The organism is Ramlibacter sp. bp-362 (genome assembly GCF_054956735.1).
Genome location: NZ_JBUDXE010000001.1, coordinates 84,911 through 101,932 on the forward strand (window position 1 = coordinate 84,911; position 17,022 = coordinate 101,932).

Here is a 17,022-nt window from a genome sequence, read left to right on the forward strand (position 1 = left end):
GGGGTTCCTGGTACTGCGGGTCCGGCGTCAGTCGCCGAACATCTTCTGCTTCAATTCGCGGCGTTGCTGCGCCTCGAGCGAAAGGGTCGCGGTGGGACGCGCGAGCAGGCGGCCCACGCCGATCGGCTCACCGGTCTCGTCGCAGTAGCCGTAGTCGCCCGCGTCGATGCGCGCGATCGACTGCTCGATCTTCTTCAGCAGCTTGCGCTCGCGGTCGCGGGTGCGCAGCTCCAGCGCGTGCTCCTCCTCGATCGTCGCCCGGTCGGCGGGATCGGGGACGATGACCGTGTCCTCGCGCAGGTGCTCGGTGGTCTCGCCGGCGCTGTTCAGGATCTCCTGCTTCAGCTGCTGCAGCTTCAGGCGGAAGAACGCCATCTGCTTCTCGTTCATGTACTCGGAGTCCGGCATGGCCAGGACCTCGTCGTCCGTGAGCTCTTCGGCGGACTTCGTCTTCCAGTTGTTGGCCAGCTTCGGGTCCTTCTTGATGGCGACAACGGGCGGGGGCGTCAGGACGGATGGGTTTGCCATGGGGGTGTAGGTTGCCTTGGCGGTACCGAAGGCACCGGGCGCGACCGGGGCGACGGCGGGCGCGGTCCGCGCGGCTTGCGCCTGCGGGGATCCGTGCGCCCGGGCCGGGGCCGGTGGCACTGCGGCCGGTGCGGGTGCCGCGGGTGGAGGGGACGCCTTGGCAGCGACGCTCCGGGCGGGAGCCGGGCTGGCCTTGGCAGGAATCTTCTTGGCGGCGGCGACCACTGCCTTGGCGCCGGTGACGACGGCCTTGGCGACGGCGCCGGAGACCTTGCGCACGGCGGCCTTGGCGGCCTGGGGGGCTGCCTTCACCGTCTTCGTGCTCGCGGTCTTCGCGGTTTTCGCGGTCTGCGTTGTCTTGCCGGGCGTGCGGGCCGGCGCCTTCGCGGCCTTGGCGGCCGTGCGGGCCGGGGCTTTCGCCGCTGGCTTGACGGTCTTCACCGGCGCACGGGCGGGCGCCTTGGCCGGAGCCTTCCGGGCGGCGGTCTTCGCGACCTTGGCCGCGGGCTTGGTCGCCTTGGCCTTGGCGGAAGTCTTCGCCGCAGGTTTCCTGGATTTGGCAGCGACCTTGGGCTGAGCCTTCACTTCCCGTCTCCTCGGATCGGCGCCGGCGACCTGCGGATCTCCCGCATGCCTGCCTTTTGTTGTAGGTGCAACGCCGTCATGACCGCGATTTATACCCTGAGTTACGTGCCGTGCACGACCGTGGACCTCCTTTTCATCGAGGCGCGCCAGCCCCACCCTGCCGGGAGCAGATGCGGTGAGTTGCGGAAGCGAGACAAACATGTCCTCTGGCGGCTGCGCGGGTTGCGGAACGGGCGCCAGCGTAACGCGGCTGCTTGCGCGGCCCGGCTCGGACCAGACCGCACCGGCGCGTCAGACAAGGCACTGCTCGAGGCCCTGCAGGAAGATGTCCTTCGGCAGCTCGATGCCGATGAAGACCATCTTGCTCACGCGCGGCTCGCCCTCGGCCCACTGCGGGCCCAGGTCGCTTCCCATCAGCTGGTGCACCCCCTGGAAGATCACCTTGCGCTCCGTGCCCTTCATGTGCAGCACGCCCTTGTAGCGCAGCATGCGCGGGCCGTAGATGTTCACGATGGCGCCCAGGAAATCCTCCAGCTTCATCGGGTCGAAGGGCCGGTCCGAGCGGAAGACGAAGCTCTTGACGTCGTCGTCGTGATGGTGGTGGTGCGGGTGGTCGCAGTGCTCGCCATGCTCGTGGTCGTGGTCGTGGTCGTGGCCATGTGCGTGGTGCGCGTGGTCGTGCTCGTCCTCCTCCTTCAGGAAGTCCGGGTCGATGTCGAGCTTGGCGTTGAGGTTGAAGCCCCGCAGGTCGAACACCTCCTTGATCGGCACGTCGCCGAAGTGCACCGCCTTCTGCGGCGCGCGGGGGTTCATGTGCTTCAGGCGGTGCACCAGCGCATCCACCTCGTCCTTGCCCACGAGGTCGGTCTTGCTGATGAAGATCTGGTCGGCGAAGCCCACCTGGCGGCGCGCCTCCTGGCGGTCGTCCAGCTGCTGGTCCGCGTGCTTGGCGTCCACCAGCGTCAGGATGGAATCGAGCAGGTAGCTCTCGGCGATCTCGTCGTCCATGAAGAAGGTCTGCGCCACGGGGCCGGGGTCGGCCAGGCCGGTGGTCTCGATCACGACGCGGTCGAAATCGAGCAGGCCCTTGCGCTTCTTGGCGGCCAGCAGCTGCAGGGCCGAGCGCAGGTCCTCGCGGATCGTGCAGCAGATGCAGCCGTTGCTCATCTGCACGATCTGCTCCTGGGTCTCGTTCACGAGGATGTCGTTGTCGATGTTCTCCTCGCCGAACTCGTTCTCGATCACGGCGATCTTCTGGCCGTGGGCTTCGCTCAGCACGCGCTTGAGCAGGGTCGTCTTGCCGGAACCGAGGAAGCCGGTGAGGATGGTCGCGGGGATGAGGCTCATGGAAAACTCCTGGGGAACCGGCTAGTTTAAGGACGCTTCAGTTCCCGCGCAGGACGACCAGCCCTTTCAGGTACTCGCCCTCCGGGAACGAAAGCGTCATCGGGTGGTCGGGCGCGGCGCCCAGGCGCTCCGCGATGTAGCCGTCCACGCCGGCGTCGGCGCCGGCCGAGGCCACGATCTTGTGGAACAGGTCGGCGGAGATCCCGCCCGAGCAGGAGAACGTGAACAGGACGCCCCCGGGCGCCAGCAGCTTCAGGGCGAGCCGGTTGATGTCCTTGTAGGCGCGCGCGGCGCGCTCGGCGTGGGCCACGGTGGGCGCGAGCTTGGGCGGGTCGAGCACGATGGCGTCGAAGGTCCGGCCCTCCTGGCCGAAGCGGCGCAGGCTCGCGTTGACGTCGGCGTCGAGGAATTCCACCCCGCCTTCGGTGAAGCCGTTGAGCGCCACGTTGGCGCGGGCCCGCTCCAGCGCCGGCGCCGAGGAATCGATCGACGTCACCTCCGCGGCGCCGCCGGCCAGGGCCGCCACCGTGAAGCCCCCGGTGTAGCAGTAGCAGTTCAGGACCCGCTGCGCACCCAGGCGCCGCACCCAGCCGGCGAAGCGCGCGCGGCTGTCCCGCTGGTCCAGGTAGAAGCCGGTCTTGTGGCCCGTGGCGACGTCCAGGCCGAATTTCCAGCCGTGTTCCGCGATGACGACCCCGGTCGGCCCGCCGCCGCGCAGCCAGCCCGTGGCCTCGGGCAGCCCCTCGAGGCCGCGGGAGCTGGCATCCGAGCGCTCGTACAGGCGCTCGAGCCCGGTGGCCTCCAGCAGGCCGTCGGCCAGAACCTTCTTCCACCGCTCTGCGCCGGCGGAGAGGAACTGGGCGACCAGCGTGTCGTCGTAGCGGTCCACCACGAAGCCGGGCAGGCCGTCGGATTCCCCGTGCACCAGGCGGATTCCGTTGCTTTCCGGCTTAAGCCGTTGGCGTAAGGCCACGGCCTGCGCCAGCCGTTTGCGGAAAAAGGCCGGATCGATGCGGTCCGCCTCGGCGAAGCTCCAGGCCCGCGCACGGATCTTCGACGCCGGGCTGTACGCTGCCCACGCGAGGAAGCGGCCGTCGTGGCCCTCGATGCGGACCGTCTCGCCCGGGTCGGCCCCACCCCGCGCTACGGCAGAATCGAACACCCAGGGGTGGCGCCGCAACAACGAACGGTCGCGGCCTTCCCGCAAGCGGATCACTTTCATGGGCCCTATTGTGGGCCGGACCGGAAAGCGTAAGAATGTGCAACAGGATTCTGTCCTGAAGGAGAAGCCCGAGATGGCTTGGCTGGCGGGCTGCCGGAAGGCGGCGGCACTGTTGTTCCTGGCGATGCTGGTCATGGCCGGGCCGGCGGCTGCCCGTTCGGCGCTGAAGTTCGACCCGGCGCAGCAGCCGGTCATGCTCGAGGACGCCGGCGATGCCTGGCTGGACGAGACCGGCAAGGCCACCGTCGAGGAGGTCGCGGGCAATCCCGACCTGCGCTGGCACGCGACCGCGCCGGACAACATCTACAAGCTGGCGGGCGGCAAGGCCCTCTGGATCCGCTTCACCGTGCCCCCGGTGTCCACCACCGAGCGCTGGTACCTGGAGGTCGTCTACCCCGGCGTCGACCGCGTGGAGCTGTTCGTGAAGGACCGAACCGGCCAGTGGACCTCGCGCGTGGCCGGCGACTCCGTGCCCGTGGCGCAGTGGCCGGTGCCGCACCGGCACCCGGTCATGCCGATCGCGGTGTCCGCGGGCGAGCCGCGCGTGCACTACCTGAAAATCCAGAACGGCACCATCTTCGGCGCGCCGCTGGAATTCGTGAGCGAGAACACGCTCGGCTACACCGAGCAGAGCATCGCGCTGGGCCTGGGCGTGTACCTGGGCCTCGTGGTGCTGGCGGTGATCCTGGCCGGCATCGGCGGCGTGTCGCTGGGCGACAAGGGCTACTGGTTCTATGCGCTCTCGGCCGTGATGATGTGGCTGTGCCAGGCCACGCTCACCGGGCTGGCGGGCCTGTTCCTCTGGCCCAACTCGGCGTGGCTGAACAACATGGCGCCACAGCTGACACCCCTGTTCGCGATCGCCTCGATCCAGGTGTTCTTCGCCGAGGTCGTGTCGCTGCGCGAACGCTGGCAGCTGCTGCACCGGCTGGTAGCCGCGGCGGCGCTCGCCTCCATCCCGCTGGCCATCTACATCATGATCACGCCCGACGTCGTCGAGCGCCTGCGGCTGATCGTGTTCTACGTCTCGGGCCTCACCATCGCCGGCTTGGGGGTCGTGGTCTGGGCCGCGATGCGCGGCGACCGCTATGCGCCCTGGCTGCTGCTCGGCTGCGTCCCGGTGGCCGTGGGCGCCGGCTTCCCGCTCGCGCGCGCGGCCGGCCTGATCCCGGTCAGCTTCATGACCACCTACGGCATGCAGATCGTGATCGCGCTGGAGCTCCCGGTGCTGCTGATCGTGCTGGCCATGCGCAGCCAGCACCGCCGCGAGCACACGCGCCGGATCCAGGGCCTGGACCGCATCGACCCGGCCACCGGCCTGATCAACGCCGCCGTCTTCCACGAGCGCCTGGTGCGCCTGGTGACGCGCTCGCAGCGCCTGAAGTTCCGCAGCGCCATGCTGCTGGTGGACATCGGCAACATCGACCAGATCCGGCGCCAGTTCGATGCCGACTCCGCCCGCGAGCTGACGCTGCGCGTGGCCGGCCGCCTGCTGTCGGTGGCGCGCGAGATCGACACGGTGGCGCGCCTGTCGGAGCACCGCTTCGGCATCCTGCTGGAAGGCCCGCTGCATGCGGACGAAGTGGCCGAGGCCGGCCCGCGCATCGTGGCGCGCTGCCTGATGCCCTTCAAGGGTCGGCCGCTGGAATGGTCGGCGCACGTGCGGGTGGCGCAGGCGCTGATCCCCATGGACGGCACCGACCCGTCCCAGCTGATCGGCCGCCTGGAAATGCTGCTCGCCAGCGCCCCGGCCGACAGCCGCCGCGCGGTGTTCATGCTGTCCAAGAGCAGCATGCCGGCGGCGCTGACGCCCTGAAGTCCGGGATCGGACAGCCGGACGCAGAGGTCGCAAAGGTTTCGCAAAGGTCGCAAAAGAACAGCCGATGAAGCGGATAGCCCTTTCGTCGTTCCTGTTCCCTTTTGCGACTTTTGCGTGACCTTCGCGACTTTTGCGTCCGGCTGTCCGCTTTACTTCCTCTTCGCCCGCGGATGCGCCGCGTCATAAGCCTTGGCGAGGTGCTGGAAGTCCAGCCGCGTGTACACCTGCGTCGTCCCGATGTTCGCGTGTCCCAGCAGTTCCTGCACCGCGCGCAGGTCGCCGCTCGATTGCAGCACGTGGCTCGCGAACGAGTGGCGCAGCATGTGCGGATGCACCGGCGTGGCCAGCCCGGCCTGCAGGCTGCGCTGCTTCAGGCGCGCCCACACGGCCTGCGCGCTCAGGCGCGTGCCGTGGCGGCCGGTGAAGAGCGCATCGGCCGCGGCATGCGGGCCGGCCGCCCGTAGCGCCAGCCAGTGCCGCAGGGCCTCGATCGCCTTGCGGCCCACCGGCACCGTGCGGCGCTTGCTGCCCTTGCCCAGCACGTGCGCCTCGCCGGCCTCCAGGTCGACCCAGCCCTTCGCGCCGGCGCTCGCCTGCGCGTCGAGCCCGACCAGTTCGCCCACGCGCAGCCCGCAGCCATAGAGCAGTTCCACGACCGCCGCGTCGCGCGCCTCCAGCCAGGGATCGGCCTCGTCCGCGCTGAATTGCGCGAGCTGCACGGCGTCGTCGACGCTCAGCGCCTTGGGCAGCGGCTTGGGGGCCTTCGGGGCGCGCACGTCCTGCACCGGGTTGCTCCTGACCAGCGATTCCCGCCCGAGCCAGGCGTAGAAGCCGCGCCAGCCGGAAAGGATCAGCGCGATGCCGCGGCCGCTGCGGCCCGCCCCGTGCATCTGCGCGACCCAGCGCCGCACGTGCGCGTTCTGCACCTGCAGCAGCGGGACGCCGGCCTTCCGGGCCTGTTCCGAGAGCTTCCGCAGGTCCAGCGCATAGAGCTCCACGGTGCGCGCCGCGAGCCGCTTCTCGACGCGGACGTGTTCGAGGTAGCGCTCGACCAGCCCGGCGTCGTCCATGGCCTTCAGCGCGGGCGCAGCCGCGACAGCGCCGCGCTCGCGAGTTCGGCGATGCGCTCCAGGAAGTCGGTGGCCAGCCCCGACTCGAAGCGCTGCGGGTCCGGCGAGGCCAGCACCAGCATGCCGAACGCGGGGCCCGCGCCGTGGCTGCCGCCCGGGCGCAGCGGCACCAGCGCGATCGACATCGCGGTGGCCGCGTCCGGCAGCCAGCCCACCGCCTCGATGCCCGAGACCACGCCGCAATAGGGTTGCGCCAGCGAGGAGGCGAAGCTGCGGGCGTCCTCGCTCACCCCCTGGGCGAAGGGCTCGCCCGCGTAGCGCTCGTCCACGCCCCAGACCTTCAGCGCCACCTGCGGCACCATGAACTGGTTCTGCAGCTCCGCCAGCAGCGTGGCCGGCAGCGCCCGGCTGGACTGCACCAGCAGCAGCGACTTCGCCCAGCGGTGGATGCGGTCGGAGATCACCATGTTCTCGTTGCCGTGCCGCACCATGTCCATGATGCGGTGCTCCAGCGCCTTGATCTTCTCGCGCAGCATCTCGGCCTGCCGCTCCTGCAGGCTGACGGCGCGGTTGCCGTGCGGGCTGGTCAGGTGCACGGAAGCGAGCAGCTGCGCGTGGCGCTCGAAGAAATCGGGGCTGTTCGCCAGGTAGTTGGCGATGTCGTCTTCCGTGATCGGGTTCATCTGTTCCTGGCCCATCCTCTGTCCTTGTCCTGCTCAGTCCTGCAATTCGATTTCGCCTTCGAAGACGGTCACGGCCGGCCCGGTCATGAAGACCGGCGCGTCCCCGCCCGCCCACTCGATCGTGAGCAGCCCGCCGCGCGTCTCCACGTCCACGCGCGCATCGAGCCGGCCCAGGCGGATGCCCGCCACGACGGCTGCGCAGGCGCCGGTGCCGCAGGCGAGCGTCTCGCCGGCGCCGCGCTCCCACACGCGCAGCTTGATGCGCCCGCGTTCCTGCACTTCCATGAAGCCGGCGTTCACGCGCTTGGGAAAGCGCGAATGGCGCTCGATCAGCGGCCCCTGCGCCGCCACCGGCGCGCGGTCGACGTCCGCGACCTCCTGCACCGCGTGCGGGTTGCCCATCGACAGCACCGCCACCGCGACGATGTCGGAATCGGCATAGGTGCCCAGCGCCAGGTGCCACTTCTGCCAGCCGCCGTCCTTGTGCGGGCTCAGGCCCGCCGCGACGAAGGGGACCTCGGCCAGTTCGAACACCGGGCGGCCCATGTCGACGGTCACGCGGCCATCGGCGTTCAGGCGCGGCTCGATCACGCCCGAGAGCGTCTGCACGCGGATGCTCTCGCCCTGCGCCAGGCCCTTGTCGGCGACATAGCGGGCGAAGCAGCGCGCGCCGTTGCCGCACTGCTCCACCTCGCTGCCGTCGGCGTTGTGGATCGCGTATTCGAAGTCGATGCCCGGCGCCGGCGAAGGCCGCACCGAGAGGACCTGGTCGGCGCCGACACCGAAGTGGCGGTCCGCCAGCTGCCGGTACTGCGCCGGCGTGAGCGCCAGGCGCTGGCGGGTTTCGTCGAGCACGACGAAGTCGTTGCCCGCGCCTTGCATCTTGGTGAAGCGGATGCGCATGGGACGATTATCCGCGCAGGCGGTCCCGGTGGACAGGCCGGCGGGGCGGACGCGAGGCCGGAGCAATAATGCCCGCATGACCCGCGCCAGCCAGCTGCTGCATCCGCAGCGCGAACCCGCCGTTCCCCGTCCCGCCGCCACGGTGCTGCTGCTGCGCGACGGCGCCGCCGGCCTGGAGGTGCTGATGACCCGCCGCTCGCCCACGGCGAGCTTCGCCCCCGGCGCCTACGTGTTCCCCGGCGGCGGCATCGACCCGGCGGATGCGCAGGCCCACGCGATCGCGGCGCGGCGCCCCGGCCAGGACGACCTGCAGCTCACCCAGTCGATCGCCGCGATCCGCGAAAGCTTCGAGGAACTGGGCGTGCTGCTGGCGCGCCACGCCGACGGCCGCCCGGTGGATGCCGGCGACATCGCCGCGCTCGACCGGCGCGCGCCCTTCGCCGCCCAGTGCCGCGAACGCGGGCTCGTGCTCGCGGCCGACCAGGTCTTCGTGCTGGCGCACTGGATCACCGACCGCGACCTGCCGCGCCGCTTCGACGTGCCCTTCCTGGCCGCCCGCATGCCCGCCGGGCAGGTGCCGGTGGCCGACGAGGCCGAGCAGTTCGAGCCGGCCTGGGTGCGCCCCGCCGACGCGCTGGAGCGCCACCGCGCCGGGCAGTTCTTCATGATCTTCCCGACCATCCGCACGCTGGAGCGGCTGCAGTCCTTCGCGTCCGTCGACGCGCTGCTGGCCGCCTGCGCGGGCGGGAAGCCGCTGTGGACCAGCTGCCCGCGCGCGGGCCTGGTGAACGGCGCCGAGGCGCGTTTCATGGAGCACGAGATGCAGTACGGCGAACTGGCGCTGGTCTGCCCGGACGGCCAGATGCTGCACCACCTGGACTGGCGCACCGACCAGCCCGTGCCGCTGCTGAAGAACGTGGTGCGCGTCACCGCGCCCAACCCCGGCGTGATGACGGGTCCCGGCACCAACAGCTACATCGTCGGCGACCCCGACACCGGCTACCTCGTGATCGACCCGGGCCCCGAGGAGCCCGAGCACCAGCAGCGCCTCTGGCGCGCCACCAACGGCGACATCCGCATGATCGTGTGCACGCACTCGCATGCGGACCACTCGCCCGGCGCGCGGCCGCTGCAGGCGCTGTGCCGCGTGCGCCCGCCCATCCTGGGCCTGCCCTCGGCGCCGACGGCGCGCCCCGCGAGCGAGTTCACGCCCGACCGCGCGCTGGCCGAGGGGGAGGTGCTCGTGCTGGAAGGCGGCGGACGCACGCACACCCTGCAGGTGATGCACACGCCGGGGCACGCGGCCAACCACCTTTGCCTGGTGCTGCGCGAGGACGGCCTGCTGTTCTCGGGCGACCACATCCTCAACGGCAGCACCACGGTGGTCGATCCGCCGGACGGCGACATGAGCGCCTACCTCGACTCGCTCGACCGGCTCTCCGCCGCCTGCGACGCGCACGGCATCGAGTTCATCCTGCCGGCGCACGGCCACGTGCTGGGCTTCGCGAAGCAGGCGATCGCGCACCTGAAGGCGCACCGCCTGCAGCGCGAGGCACGCGTCGTGGCGGCCATGCGCGCCCGCCCGGGCGGGACGCTGGAAGACTGGGTGGAACTGGCCTACGCGGACGTGCCGCCGCGGATGTGGCCGATGGCGAAGCGCTCGCTGCTGGCGCACGTGCAGCGGATCGAGGCGCTGCAGCTCGCCGCGTAAATGTGAAGCCCGCCGATACGCCGGATTCTGTGCGCCTGGTCGCCCAGGCGTGACCGCCATTCCTCTGGGCCGGGGGTCGCCCCACCGGCTCGGTGCTACCTACCCGCCAGCTCCGCGGGACCACGTCAAAGCCGGCCTATTTGGTATTGCTGCGCGTAGAGATTGCCCGTTTCACCCCCTCCCCTCGCTCGCGCTCGGTTCGGGACTCGTCTCTGTTGCTCTGATCCTCACCTCGCGGTGGACAGGTGTTACCTGCTACGCTGCCCTGTGCAGTCCGGACGTTCCTCCAGTGCGGCCTTTCGGCGATTGCACCAGCGGCGGCCTGGCGGGCTTCACGTCCGGATTATCCCATCCGCTCAGGCGTTCTGCAGCGCGGCGATCCGCTCCTCGATCGGCGGGTGCGTGGAGAACAGCTTGCCCACGCCCGAGGTGATGCCCATCGACTGCAGGCCCTTGGGCAGTTCGCCAGGGACCATGCCGCCCAGGCGCGCGAGCGCGTGGATCATCGGCTGCTTGCGGCCCATCAGGTCGGCCGAGCCGCGGTCGGCGCGGAACTCGCGCTGGCGCGAGAACCAGGCGACGATCATGGCGGCCAGGAAGCCGAGCAGGATGTCCAGCACGATGGTCGTGACGAAGTAGCCGATGCCGGGGCCGGAGCGCTGCTCGCCCCTGTTCAGGAAGCCGTCGACGATGTAGCCGATCACGCGCGAGAGGAACACGACGAAGGTGTTCATCACGCCCTGGATCAGCGTCATGGTCACCATGTCGCCGTTTGCGATGTGCGCGACCTCGTGGCCGATCACCGCCTCCACCTCCTCGCGGGTCATGCCCTGCAGCAGGCCGGTGGACACGGCGACGAGCGCATTGTTCTTGAAGGCGCCGGTGGCGAAGGCGTTGGGTTCGCCCTGGAACACGCCGACCTCGGGCATGCCGATGCCGGCCTTGTCGGCGAAGCGGCGCACCGTCTCGACGATCCAGGCTTCGTCGGCGTTGCGCGGCTGCTCGATCACCTGCACGCCGGAACTCCACTTGGCGATGGGCTTGGACAGCAGCAGCGAGATGATGGCGCCGCCGAAGCCCATGATGAACGCGAAGCCGAGCAGCGCGCCCAGGTTCAGCCCGTTGGCGGTCAGGTAGCGGTTCACCCCCAGCAGGCTGGCGACCACGCCGAGCACGACGACCACGGCGAGGTTGGTTGCCAGGAAGAGGAAGATGCGTTTCATTGCTTGGAAACTCCGAAGGGTGGAAGAGGATCACCCTCGCGCGCCAGATGAGGTGGCGCCTGCCGGAAATCAAGAGCGCGAGGAGCCCGCGGACGTTGTTGTTGGAGTGGGTTCTGGCGTCTTGCGTGGACGGAATACGAGGGAGTCATCATAAAAGGAAAAGTTCTCGTTTTCGCCCCACCAGCCGGGCACGCCCAGCACCGGCAGCGGCGTGAACGGCTTGGCCGCCAGGCGCTCCGGCGTGCACTGCGCGGCCAGCCAGGCGTCCGCGGATGCTACGGATTCGAGAGCGGCATCGGCGCACCAGACATGCGCCGTCAGCCCTTTTCGCGGCGCGGCGAGCTGCTCCAGCAGGGCATGGCCGAAGATCCACAGGCGCGCCTGCCCCCACAGCGGCCGCAGTTCGACGAACAGGCGCCGCCACTCGCGCGAGCGCAGCGCCCCCCACAGCGCCGGCGGCGCCTGCAGCAGCGCCCCGTTCTCGTCGAAGACGGTGATCGCGTCGCGCACGGGGCCGCGCCGGGCGCCGACGCCATCGCGCGCGAGCTCCTGCGCCTGCAGCCGGTTGAGCGCCGACTTGGCCAGGGGGAACTGCAGCCAGGCAAGCCCGTTGAAGAAGTCGTGCAGGCCCGGGCGCACCGGCACCTCGCGGCGGGAGAAGATGAACTGCTCATAGGCCGTCCCGGCGGGCAGCCGCTCCTGCGGGACGAAGCGCACGGGGGCGGGCCCGGCGTCCGCAAGGGCCTCGTGCAGTGGCTGGTCCCGCAGCACCGCTGCTTCGACGCGGCCGCCGGGCTCCCGCCACGGATCGAACCAGGGCGCCTGCCAGGCGATCTGCGCGTTCACGCCTTCGGGCCGTTGCGGGCCGCCCGCTTGTCGCGGACGGCGACGCTGGATTTCCCCTCGTCCGTCATCTCGAAGAGCTGCGTCGCGGCCAACAATTTGGTCAGGGTCGCGTAGCCGTAGTTGCGCGAGTCGAGGGACGCCTGGTTGGCGATCTGCTGGCCCACGGCGCCCACTCGGGCCCAGCCGCTGTCGTCGGCCGCGGCCTGCACGGCGTTGCGCAGCAGGGTCACCAGGCGCGTGTCCTGCTTCAGCTGCGCCGTGGACATCCGCAGGGGCTGCGCAGGCACGGATTCCGGTGCGGCCTGCTCGGCGGATGGATCCTGCAGTTCATCGAGGAACAGAAAACGGGAACAGGCGTTCACGAAGGGCTCCGGAGTCTTCCGCGCTCCGAAGCCGTAGACCGCCGCGCCCTTCGCGCGCAGATGCATCACCAGCGGCGTGAAATCGGAATCCGAGGAGACGATGCCGTAAGCATCGGGGCGGTCGGTGTACAGCAGGTCCAGCGCGTCGATCACCATCGCCATGTCGCTGGCGTTCTTGCCCTTGCTGTAGTCGAACTGTTGCATGGGCCGGATGGCGTGCTCGTGCAGCAGTTCCTCCCACCCCCTCAGCTCGTTTTTCTTCCAGTTGCCGTAGGCGCGCCGGATGTTCGTTTCGCCGAAGGTGGAGAGCTCGTTCAGGATCAGGTCGATCTTCCCGGCCGGCGAATTGTCGGCATCGATCAGCAGGGCGACCCGCGGGCGTTCCTTCATGCCGCCACCCGCCACGCCAGCGTCTCGCCGCCTCGCAGCGGCTTCAGCTCCGCCTCGCCGAAGGGCACCTTCTCGGGCAGCTGCCAGGTCTCCTTCTTCAGCGTCAGCTTGCCGCTGTTGCGCGGCAGGCCGTAGAAGTCCGCGCCGTGGAAGCTGGCGAAGCCTTCCAGCTTGTCCAGCGCGCCGGCGGCGTCGAAGGCTTCGGCGTACAGCTCCATGGCCGACAACGCCGTGTAGCAGCCGGCGCAGCCCAGCGCGTGTTCCTTCAGCAGCGCCGGGTGCGGCGCGCTGTCGGTGCCCAGGAAGAACTGCGGGCTGCCGCTGGTGGCGGCCTCCACGAGCGCCTGGCGGTGCACCTCGCGCTTGAGCACGGGCAGGCAGTAGTAGTGGGGGCGGATGCCACCGGTGAAGATCGCGTTGCGGTTGTACAGCAGGTGGTGCGCCGTGATCGTGCCGGCGGTGAAGGGGCCGGCGGCGCGCACGTACTGCACGGCCTCGCGCGTGGTCATGTGCTCCACCACGATCTTCAGCTCCGGGAAGTCGCGCTGCAGCGGCGCGAGCTGCGTCTCCAGGAACACCGCCTCGCGGTCGAAGATGTCGACGGCGGGATCCGTCACCTCGCCGTGCACCAGCAGCAGGATGCCTTCGCGCTGCATCGCCTCGAGCGTCTTGTAGGTCTTGCGGATGTCGGTGACGCCGGCGTCGCTGTTGGTCGTGGCGCCGGCCGGGTACAGCTTGACGGCGACGACGCCGGCGGCCTTGGCCCGGACGATCTCCTCCGGCGCCAGGTTGTCGGTAAGGTACAGCGACATCAGCGGCTGGAAGGCCACGCCCGCCGGCACGGCGGCGAGGATGCGGTCGCGGTAGGCCGCGGCCAGCGCCGCCGTGGTCACCGGCGGCTTGAGGTTGGGCATGATCAGCGCCCGGGCGAACTGGGCCGCCGAATGCGGCACCACCGAGGCCATGGCCGCCCCGTCGCGCACGTGCAGGTGCCAGTCGTCGGGGCGGGTGATGGTGAGGGTCTGGGACATGGGAGCATTCTCCCAGACAGCAAGTCATTCACCGCAGAGGCGCAGAGAGCGCAGAGGAGCGCAGAGCCAATCTGGATGGCCTCTGCGTGCCTCTGTGTCCTCTGCGCCTCTGCGGTGAAGGCTGTTTCAGTGCGCCAGGATCTTGTTCAGGAAGTCCTTCGTGCGTGGCTGGCGGGCGTCCGGGTTGCCGAAGAACTCTTCCTTGGAGCAGTCTTCCAGGATGCGGCCGCCCACGTCGATGAAGATCACGCGGTTGGCGACCTTGCGGGCGAAGCCCATCTCGTGCGTGACCACCATCATCGTCATGCCTTCCTTGGCCAGCCCCACCATGACATCGAGCACCTCGCCCACCATCTCGGGGTCGAGCGCGGAGGTCGGCTCGTCGAAGAGCATGACGATCGGGTCCATCGACAGCGCGCGGGCGATCGCCACGCGCTGCTGCTGGCCGCCGGAGAGCTGGCCGGGGAACTTGTCCTTGTGCGCCATCAGGCCCACGCGGTCCAGCATCTTCAGCCCGCGCGCGTGCGCCTCGTCCTTGCTGCGCCCGAGCACCTTCACCTGCGCGATGGTCAGGTTCTCGGTGACGGACAGGTGCGGGAAGAGCTCGAAGTGCTGGAACACCATGCCCACGCGGCTGCGCAGCTTGGGCAGCTGGGTCTTGCGGTCGTTGACCTGCGTGCCGTCGACGTAGATCTCGCCCTTCTGGATCGGCTCGAGGCCGTTGACGGTCTTGATCAGCGTGGACTTGCCCGAGCCGGAAGGCCCGCAGACCACGACGACGTCGCCCTTGTTGATCTGCACCGAGCAGTCGGTCAGCACCTGCACCGGCCCGTACCACTTGGACACGTTGCGGATGTCGATCATGGGTCTTTGTTCGCTCATGGTGCCGTTCTCAGCGGATGATGGCGATCTTCTTCTGCAGGCGCTTGACCATCCAGGACAGCGAGAAGCAGATCACGAAATAGAAGACCGCGGCGAGGATGTAGGCCTCGCGCGGATGGCTCAGGTTGTTGCCCGCCACGGTGAAGCCGTGCAGCAGGTCGTGCGCCGTGATGATGTACACGAGCGAGGTGTCCTGGAACAGGATGATCGTCTGCGTCAGGAAGACCGGGATCATGTTGCGGAAGGCCTGGGGCAGGATCACCAGGCGCATGTTCTGCCCGTAGCTCATGCCCAGCGCCTGGCCGGCGTACACCTGCCCGCGCGGGATCGACTGGATGCCCGCACGCACGATCTCGGAGAAGTACGCCGCCTCGAAGGCGATGAAGGTGATCACCGCCGACGTCTCCGCGCCGATCGGCTGGCCGATGATCAGCGGGACCATCAGGAAGAACCACAGCAGCACCATCAGCAGCGGGATGGAGCGCATGCCGTTGACGTAGATGGCCGCGGGCAGCTCCAGCGCCTTCACGCCCGACAGGCGCAGCAGCGCCAGCAGGGTGCCCAGGACGATGCCGCCCAGCGTGGCGACCACCGTCAGCCACAGGCTGAAGTACAGGCCCTTGAGGATGAACGCGCGGAAGACGTCCGGCGTGAAGAAGGAGAAGTCGAGCGCGGCCATGTCAGTGTCCGCCGCCGGTACTGGCCACGAAGCCGGGCACCCGCACCCGCCGCTCGATCAGGGCCATGATGCGGTTGATCGCGAAGGCCGACACCACGTAGGCGGCGGTCACGGCCAGGTAGACCTCGATGCCGCGGGCCGTCTCCTCGCCCACCTGCTGGGCGAAGAAGGTCAGCTCGGTGATCGACACGGCGAAGGCCACCGAGGAATTCTTGAAGATGTTCATCGCCTCGCTCGTGAGCGGCGGCACGATGATGCGGAAGGCCATGGGCAGCAGAACGTAGCGGTAGTACTGCGGGGTCGTGAAGCCCAGGGCCATGCCGGCGTAGCGCTGCCCGCGCGGCAGCGCCTGGATGCCAGCGCGCACCTGTTCGGCGATGCGGGCGGATGTGAAGAGGCCCAGCGCCGCCACGACGAGCGCCAGCTTGGGCGTGTCGGCGAAGGCCGGGAAGACCACCGGCACCACGTGGTACCAGAGGAACAGCTGCACCAGCAGCGGGATGTTGCGGAACAGCTCGACCCACCAGTTGCCGAAGCGGGTGAGCCAGGGGCTCTCCGGGAGGGTGCGGATGGTGCCGACCAGGGAACCGGCCACCAGGGCGACGATCATCGACAGGCCCGCGACCAGCACGGTCTGCCACCAGGCGGACAGGAACCAGTCCAGGTAGGTCTGCGTGCCCTTCAGGCCGCCGGTGCCGAAGCAGCCGGCCACCACCGTGCGGTCGATCGTGTCCTGGCAGAAGACCTGCCAATCCAGCGCCATCCCCTCTCCTCTTTTTCGTTCGAATCATGCCGGCCGCGGCGCGCGCGGCCGGCCGGGGGCCTTACTGGTTGAAGGCTTCCGCGGGCTTGTCGTTCGGGTGCGCCACCAGCTCGGTGAGGATCTTGCCCATGGGCAGGTTCACGCTGGTGTTCTTCGGCGGGATCGGCTGCATGAACCACTTGTTGTACAGCAGCTTGATCTCGCCGTCCTTCATCGCCTTGCGGATGTAGTCGTCCACCGCGGCCTTGAACTTCGGGTCGTCCTTGCGGATCATGATCGCGATCGGCTCGACGTTCAGCGTCTCGCCCACGATCTTGTAGGCCTTGGGATTGCTGGACGAGGCGATCAGGCCGGCCAGGATGTTGTCGTCCATCACGAAGGCGTCGGCGCGGCCGGACTCGAGCAGCAGGAAGCTGTCGGCGTGGTCCTTGCCGTAGACCTCCTTGAACTGGATGCCCTGGGCGCGCTTGTTCTTGCGCAGCAGCGCCACGGAGGTAGTGCCGGTCGTGGTGGCGACGGTCTTGCCGTTCAGGTCGGCGACGGAGTCGATCTTGGAATCGGCCTTGACGGCGGTGCGCACTTCGGTGACGTACGTGGTCAGCGCGAAGGCGACGTCCTTCTGGCGGGCCGTGTTGTTCGTCGTGGAGCCGCACTCGATGTCCACGGTGCCGTTCTGCACCAGCGGGATGCGGTTGGCGGACGTCACGGGCACGTATTCGACCGGCACGCCCGGCAGGATGGACTTCAGGATGCGCTGGCACAGCTCCACGTGGTAGCCGGTGTACTGGTTGTTGCCCAGCGTGTACGACAGCGGCGCCGAGGATTCGCGCACGCCCATCACGACCTTGCCGTTGGCCTTGGCCTTGGCGAGCGTGTCGTTCGCCTGGGCGAACACGCCGCAGGCAGCCACCGTCAGGGCGGCGGCCAGCAGAAACTTCTTGTTCATTCAAATCTCCTTGGGTGTTGCGCGTGTCTTGG

At 69.2% G+C, this 17,022-nt stretch carries 16 protein-coding genes and 1 other RNA gene; 2 read left to right on the forward strand and 15 right to left on the reverse strand.

Going from position 1 to position 17,022, the window contains the following annotated elements; all coding sequences use genetic code 11:
* Nucleotides 1–27: 27 nt before the first annotated feature.
* From dksA to ACY0MJ_RS00400, 3 genes are all read right to left on the reverse strand, one after another.
* Nucleotides 28–1,113 carry an RNA polymerase-binding protein DksA gene (gene dksA / locus ACY0MJ_RS00390; RefSeq protein ID WP_462636251.1) on the reverse strand — a complete coding sequence of 362 codons (1,086 nt, stop codon included), beginning with the start codon at nt 1,111–1,113 and terminating at the stop codon, nt 28–30.
* Nucleotides 1,114–1,404: 291 nt separating this feature from the next.
* Entirely contained in the window at nt 1,405–2,460 is a 1,056-nt protein-coding gene (locus ACY0MJ_RS00395; protein WP_462636252.1) for a CobW family GTP-binding protein, read from the reverse strand.
* A gap of 37 nt (nt 2,461–2,497) precedes the next feature.
* Nucleotides 2,498–3,682 (reverse strand): class I SAM-dependent rRNA methyltransferase, encoded by a 1,185-nt coding sequence (locus tag ACY0MJ_RS00400; protein WP_462636253.1) that lies wholly within the window; start codon nt 3,680–3,682, stop codon nt 2,498–2,500.
* A gap of 73 nt (nt 3,683–3,755) precedes the next feature.
* Between ACY0MJ_RS00400 and ACY0MJ_RS00405 the strand changes: the two genes are divergently transcribed.
* Nucleotides 3,756–5,498, forward strand: a complete 1,743-nt coding sequence (locus ACY0MJ_RS00405; protein ID WP_462636254.1) for a sensor domain-containing diguanylate cyclase — start codon at nt 3,756–3,758, stop codon at nt 5,496–5,498.
* 152 nt (nt 5,499–5,650) lie between these two features.
* Here ACY0MJ_RS00405 and ACY0MJ_RS00410 read toward each other — a convergent pair whose 3' ends face one another.
* From ACY0MJ_RS00410 to dapF, 3 genes are read right to left on the reverse strand one after another with little or no spacing between them, the layout of a single operon-like run.
* The gene (locus tag ACY0MJ_RS00410; RefSeq protein WP_462636255.1) at nt 5,651–6,571 is read right to left on the reverse strand and encodes a tyrosine recombinase XerC; all 921 of its coding nucleotides are present in this window, start codon (nt 6,569–6,571) and stop codon (nt 5,651–5,653) included.
* Between the two features lie 5 nt (nt 6,572–6,576).
* On the reverse strand, nt 6,577–7,269 hold the full coding sequence (locus tag ACY0MJ_RS00415; protein WP_462636256.1) for a DUF484 family protein: 693 nt from the start codon (nt 7,267–7,269) through the stop codon (nt 6,577–6,579).
* An 18-nt stretch (nt 7,270–7,287) separates the two neighbouring features.
* Nucleotides 7,288–8,157 carry a diaminopimelate epimerase gene (gene dapF / locus ACY0MJ_RS00420; protein WP_462636257.1) on the reverse strand — a complete coding sequence of 290 codons (870 nt, stop codon included), beginning with the start codon at nt 8,155–8,157 and terminating at the stop codon, nt 7,288–7,290.
* Between the two features lie 76 nt (nt 8,158–8,233).
* Between dapF and ACY0MJ_RS00425 the strand changes: the two genes are divergently transcribed.
* Nucleotides 8,234–9,868: an MBL fold metallo-hydrolase gene (locus tag ACY0MJ_RS00425; RefSeq protein WP_462636258.1), complete on the forward strand. Its 1,635-nt coding sequence runs from the start codon at nt 8,234–8,236 to the stop codon at nt 9,866–9,868.
* On the opposite strand, the gene rnpB is transcribed toward ACY0MJ_RS00425, so the two are convergent.
* From rnpB to ACY0MJ_RS00470, 9 genes are all read right to left on the reverse strand, one after another.
* Nucleotides 9,869–10,202, reverse strand: an RNA gene (gene rnpB / locus ACY0MJ_RS00430) — RNase P RNA component class A.
* Nucleotides 10,203–10,224: 22 nt separating this feature from the next.
* Nucleotides 10,225–11,091, reverse strand: coding sequence for a protease HtpX (gene htpX, locus ACY0MJ_RS00435; protein WP_462636259.1), 867 nt, complete (start codon nt 11,089–11,091; stop codon nt 10,225–10,227).
* Between the two features lie 69 nt (nt 11,092–11,160).
* On the reverse strand, nt 11,161–11,937 hold the full coding sequence (locus ACY0MJ_RS00440) for a DUF3025 domain-containing protein (RefSeq protein ID WP_462636260.1): 777 nt from the start codon (nt 11,935–11,937) through the stop codon (nt 11,161–11,163).
* Complete coding sequence (locus tag ACY0MJ_RS00445) at nt 11,934–12,689, reverse strand: NYN domain-containing protein (RefSeq protein ID WP_462636261.1); 756 nt, start codon at nt 12,687–12,689, stop codon at nt 11,934–11,936. The genes ACY0MJ_RS00440 and ACY0MJ_RS00445 overlap by 4 nt, the downstream gene beginning before the upstream one ends.
* Complete coding sequence (pyrC, locus tag ACY0MJ_RS00450; RefSeq protein WP_462636262.1) at nt 12,686–13,720, reverse strand: dihydroorotase; 1,035 nt, start codon at nt 13,718–13,720, stop codon at nt 12,686–12,688. Before pyrC ends, ACY0MJ_RS00445 begins: the two co-directional genes overlap by 4 nt.
* 126 nt (nt 13,721–13,846) lie before the next feature.
* Nucleotides 13,847–14,584 (reverse strand): amino acid ABC transporter ATP-binding protein, encoded by a 738-nt coding sequence (locus tag ACY0MJ_RS00455; RefSeq protein WP_462636689.1) that lies wholly within the window; start codon nt 14,582–14,584, stop codon nt 13,847–13,849.
* Nucleotides 14,585–14,612: 28 nt separating this feature from the next.
* Nucleotides 14,613–15,281, reverse strand: coding sequence for an amino acid ABC transporter permease (locus tag ACY0MJ_RS00460; RefSeq protein WP_462636263.1), 669 nt, complete (start codon nt 15,279–15,281; stop codon nt 14,613–14,615).
* Between the two features lies 1 nt (nt 15,282).
* A complete protein-coding gene (locus ACY0MJ_RS00465) occupies nt 15,283–16,044 on the reverse strand; it encodes an amino acid ABC transporter permease (RefSeq protein WP_462636264.1) in 762 nt (253 codons plus the stop codon).
* A 61-nt stretch (nt 16,045–16,105) separates the two neighbouring features.
* Nucleotides 16,106–16,990, reverse strand: coding sequence for an amino acid ABC transporter substrate-binding protein (locus ACY0MJ_RS00470; RefSeq protein WP_462636265.1), 885 nt, complete (start codon nt 16,988–16,990; stop codon nt 16,106–16,108).
* Nucleotides 16,991–17,022 lie beyond the last annotated feature (32 nt).

Coding starts and splice junctions, on each gene's coding strand:
- ACY0MJ_RS00395 (WP_462636252.1), bottom strand. CDS start 2,460: ATGAGCCTCATCCCCGCGACCATCCTCACCGGCTTCCTCGGTTCCGGC.
- ACY0MJ_RS00400 (WP_462636253.1), bottom strand. CDS start 3,682: ATGAAAGTGATCCGCTTGCGGGAAGGCCGCGACCGTTCGTTGTTGCGG.
- ACY0MJ_RS00405 (WP_462636254.1), top strand. CDS start 3,756: ATGGCTTGGCTGGCGGGCTGCCGGAAGGCGGCGGCACTGTTGTTCCTG.
- ACY0MJ_RS00410 (WP_462636255.1), bottom strand. CDS start 6,571: ATGGACGACGCCGGGCTGGTCGAGCGCTACCTCGAACACGTCCGCGTC.
- ACY0MJ_RS00415 (WP_462636256.1), bottom strand. CDS start 7,269: ATGGGCCAGGAACAGATGAACCCGATCACGGAAGACGACATCGCCAAC.
- dapF (WP_462636257.1), bottom strand. CDS start 8,157: ATGCGCATCCGCTTCACCAAGATGCAAGGCGCGGGCAACGACTTCGTC.
- ACY0MJ_RS00425 (WP_462636258.1), top strand. CDS start 8,234: ATGACCCGCGCCAGCCAGCTGCTGCATCCGCAGCGCGAACCCGCCGTT.
- htpX (WP_462636259.1), bottom strand. CDS start 11,091: ATGAAACGCATCTTCCTCTTCCTGGCAACCAACCTCGCCGTGGTCGTC.
- ACY0MJ_RS00445 (WP_462636261.1), bottom strand. CDS start 12,689: ATGAAGGAACGCCCGCGGGTCGCCCTGCTGATCGATGCCGACAATTCG.
- pyrC (WP_462636262.1), bottom strand. CDS start 13,720: ATGTCCCAGACCCTCACCATCACCCGCCCCGACGACTGGCACCTGCAC.
- ACY0MJ_RS00455 (WP_462636689.1), bottom strand. CDS start 14,584: ATGATCGACATCCGCAACGTGTCCAAGTGGTACGGGCCGGTGCAGGTG.
- ACY0MJ_RS00460 (WP_462636263.1), bottom strand. CDS start 15,281: ATGGCCGCGCTCGACTTCTCCTTCTTCACGCCGGACGTCTTCCGCGCG.
- ACY0MJ_RS00465 (WP_462636264.1), bottom strand. CDS start 16,044: ATGGCGCTGGATTGGCAGGTCTTCTGCCAGGACACGATCGACCGCACG.
- ACY0MJ_RS00470 (WP_462636265.1), bottom strand. CDS start 16,990: ATGAACAAGAAGTTTCTGCTGGCCGCCGCCCTGACGGTGGCTGCCTGC.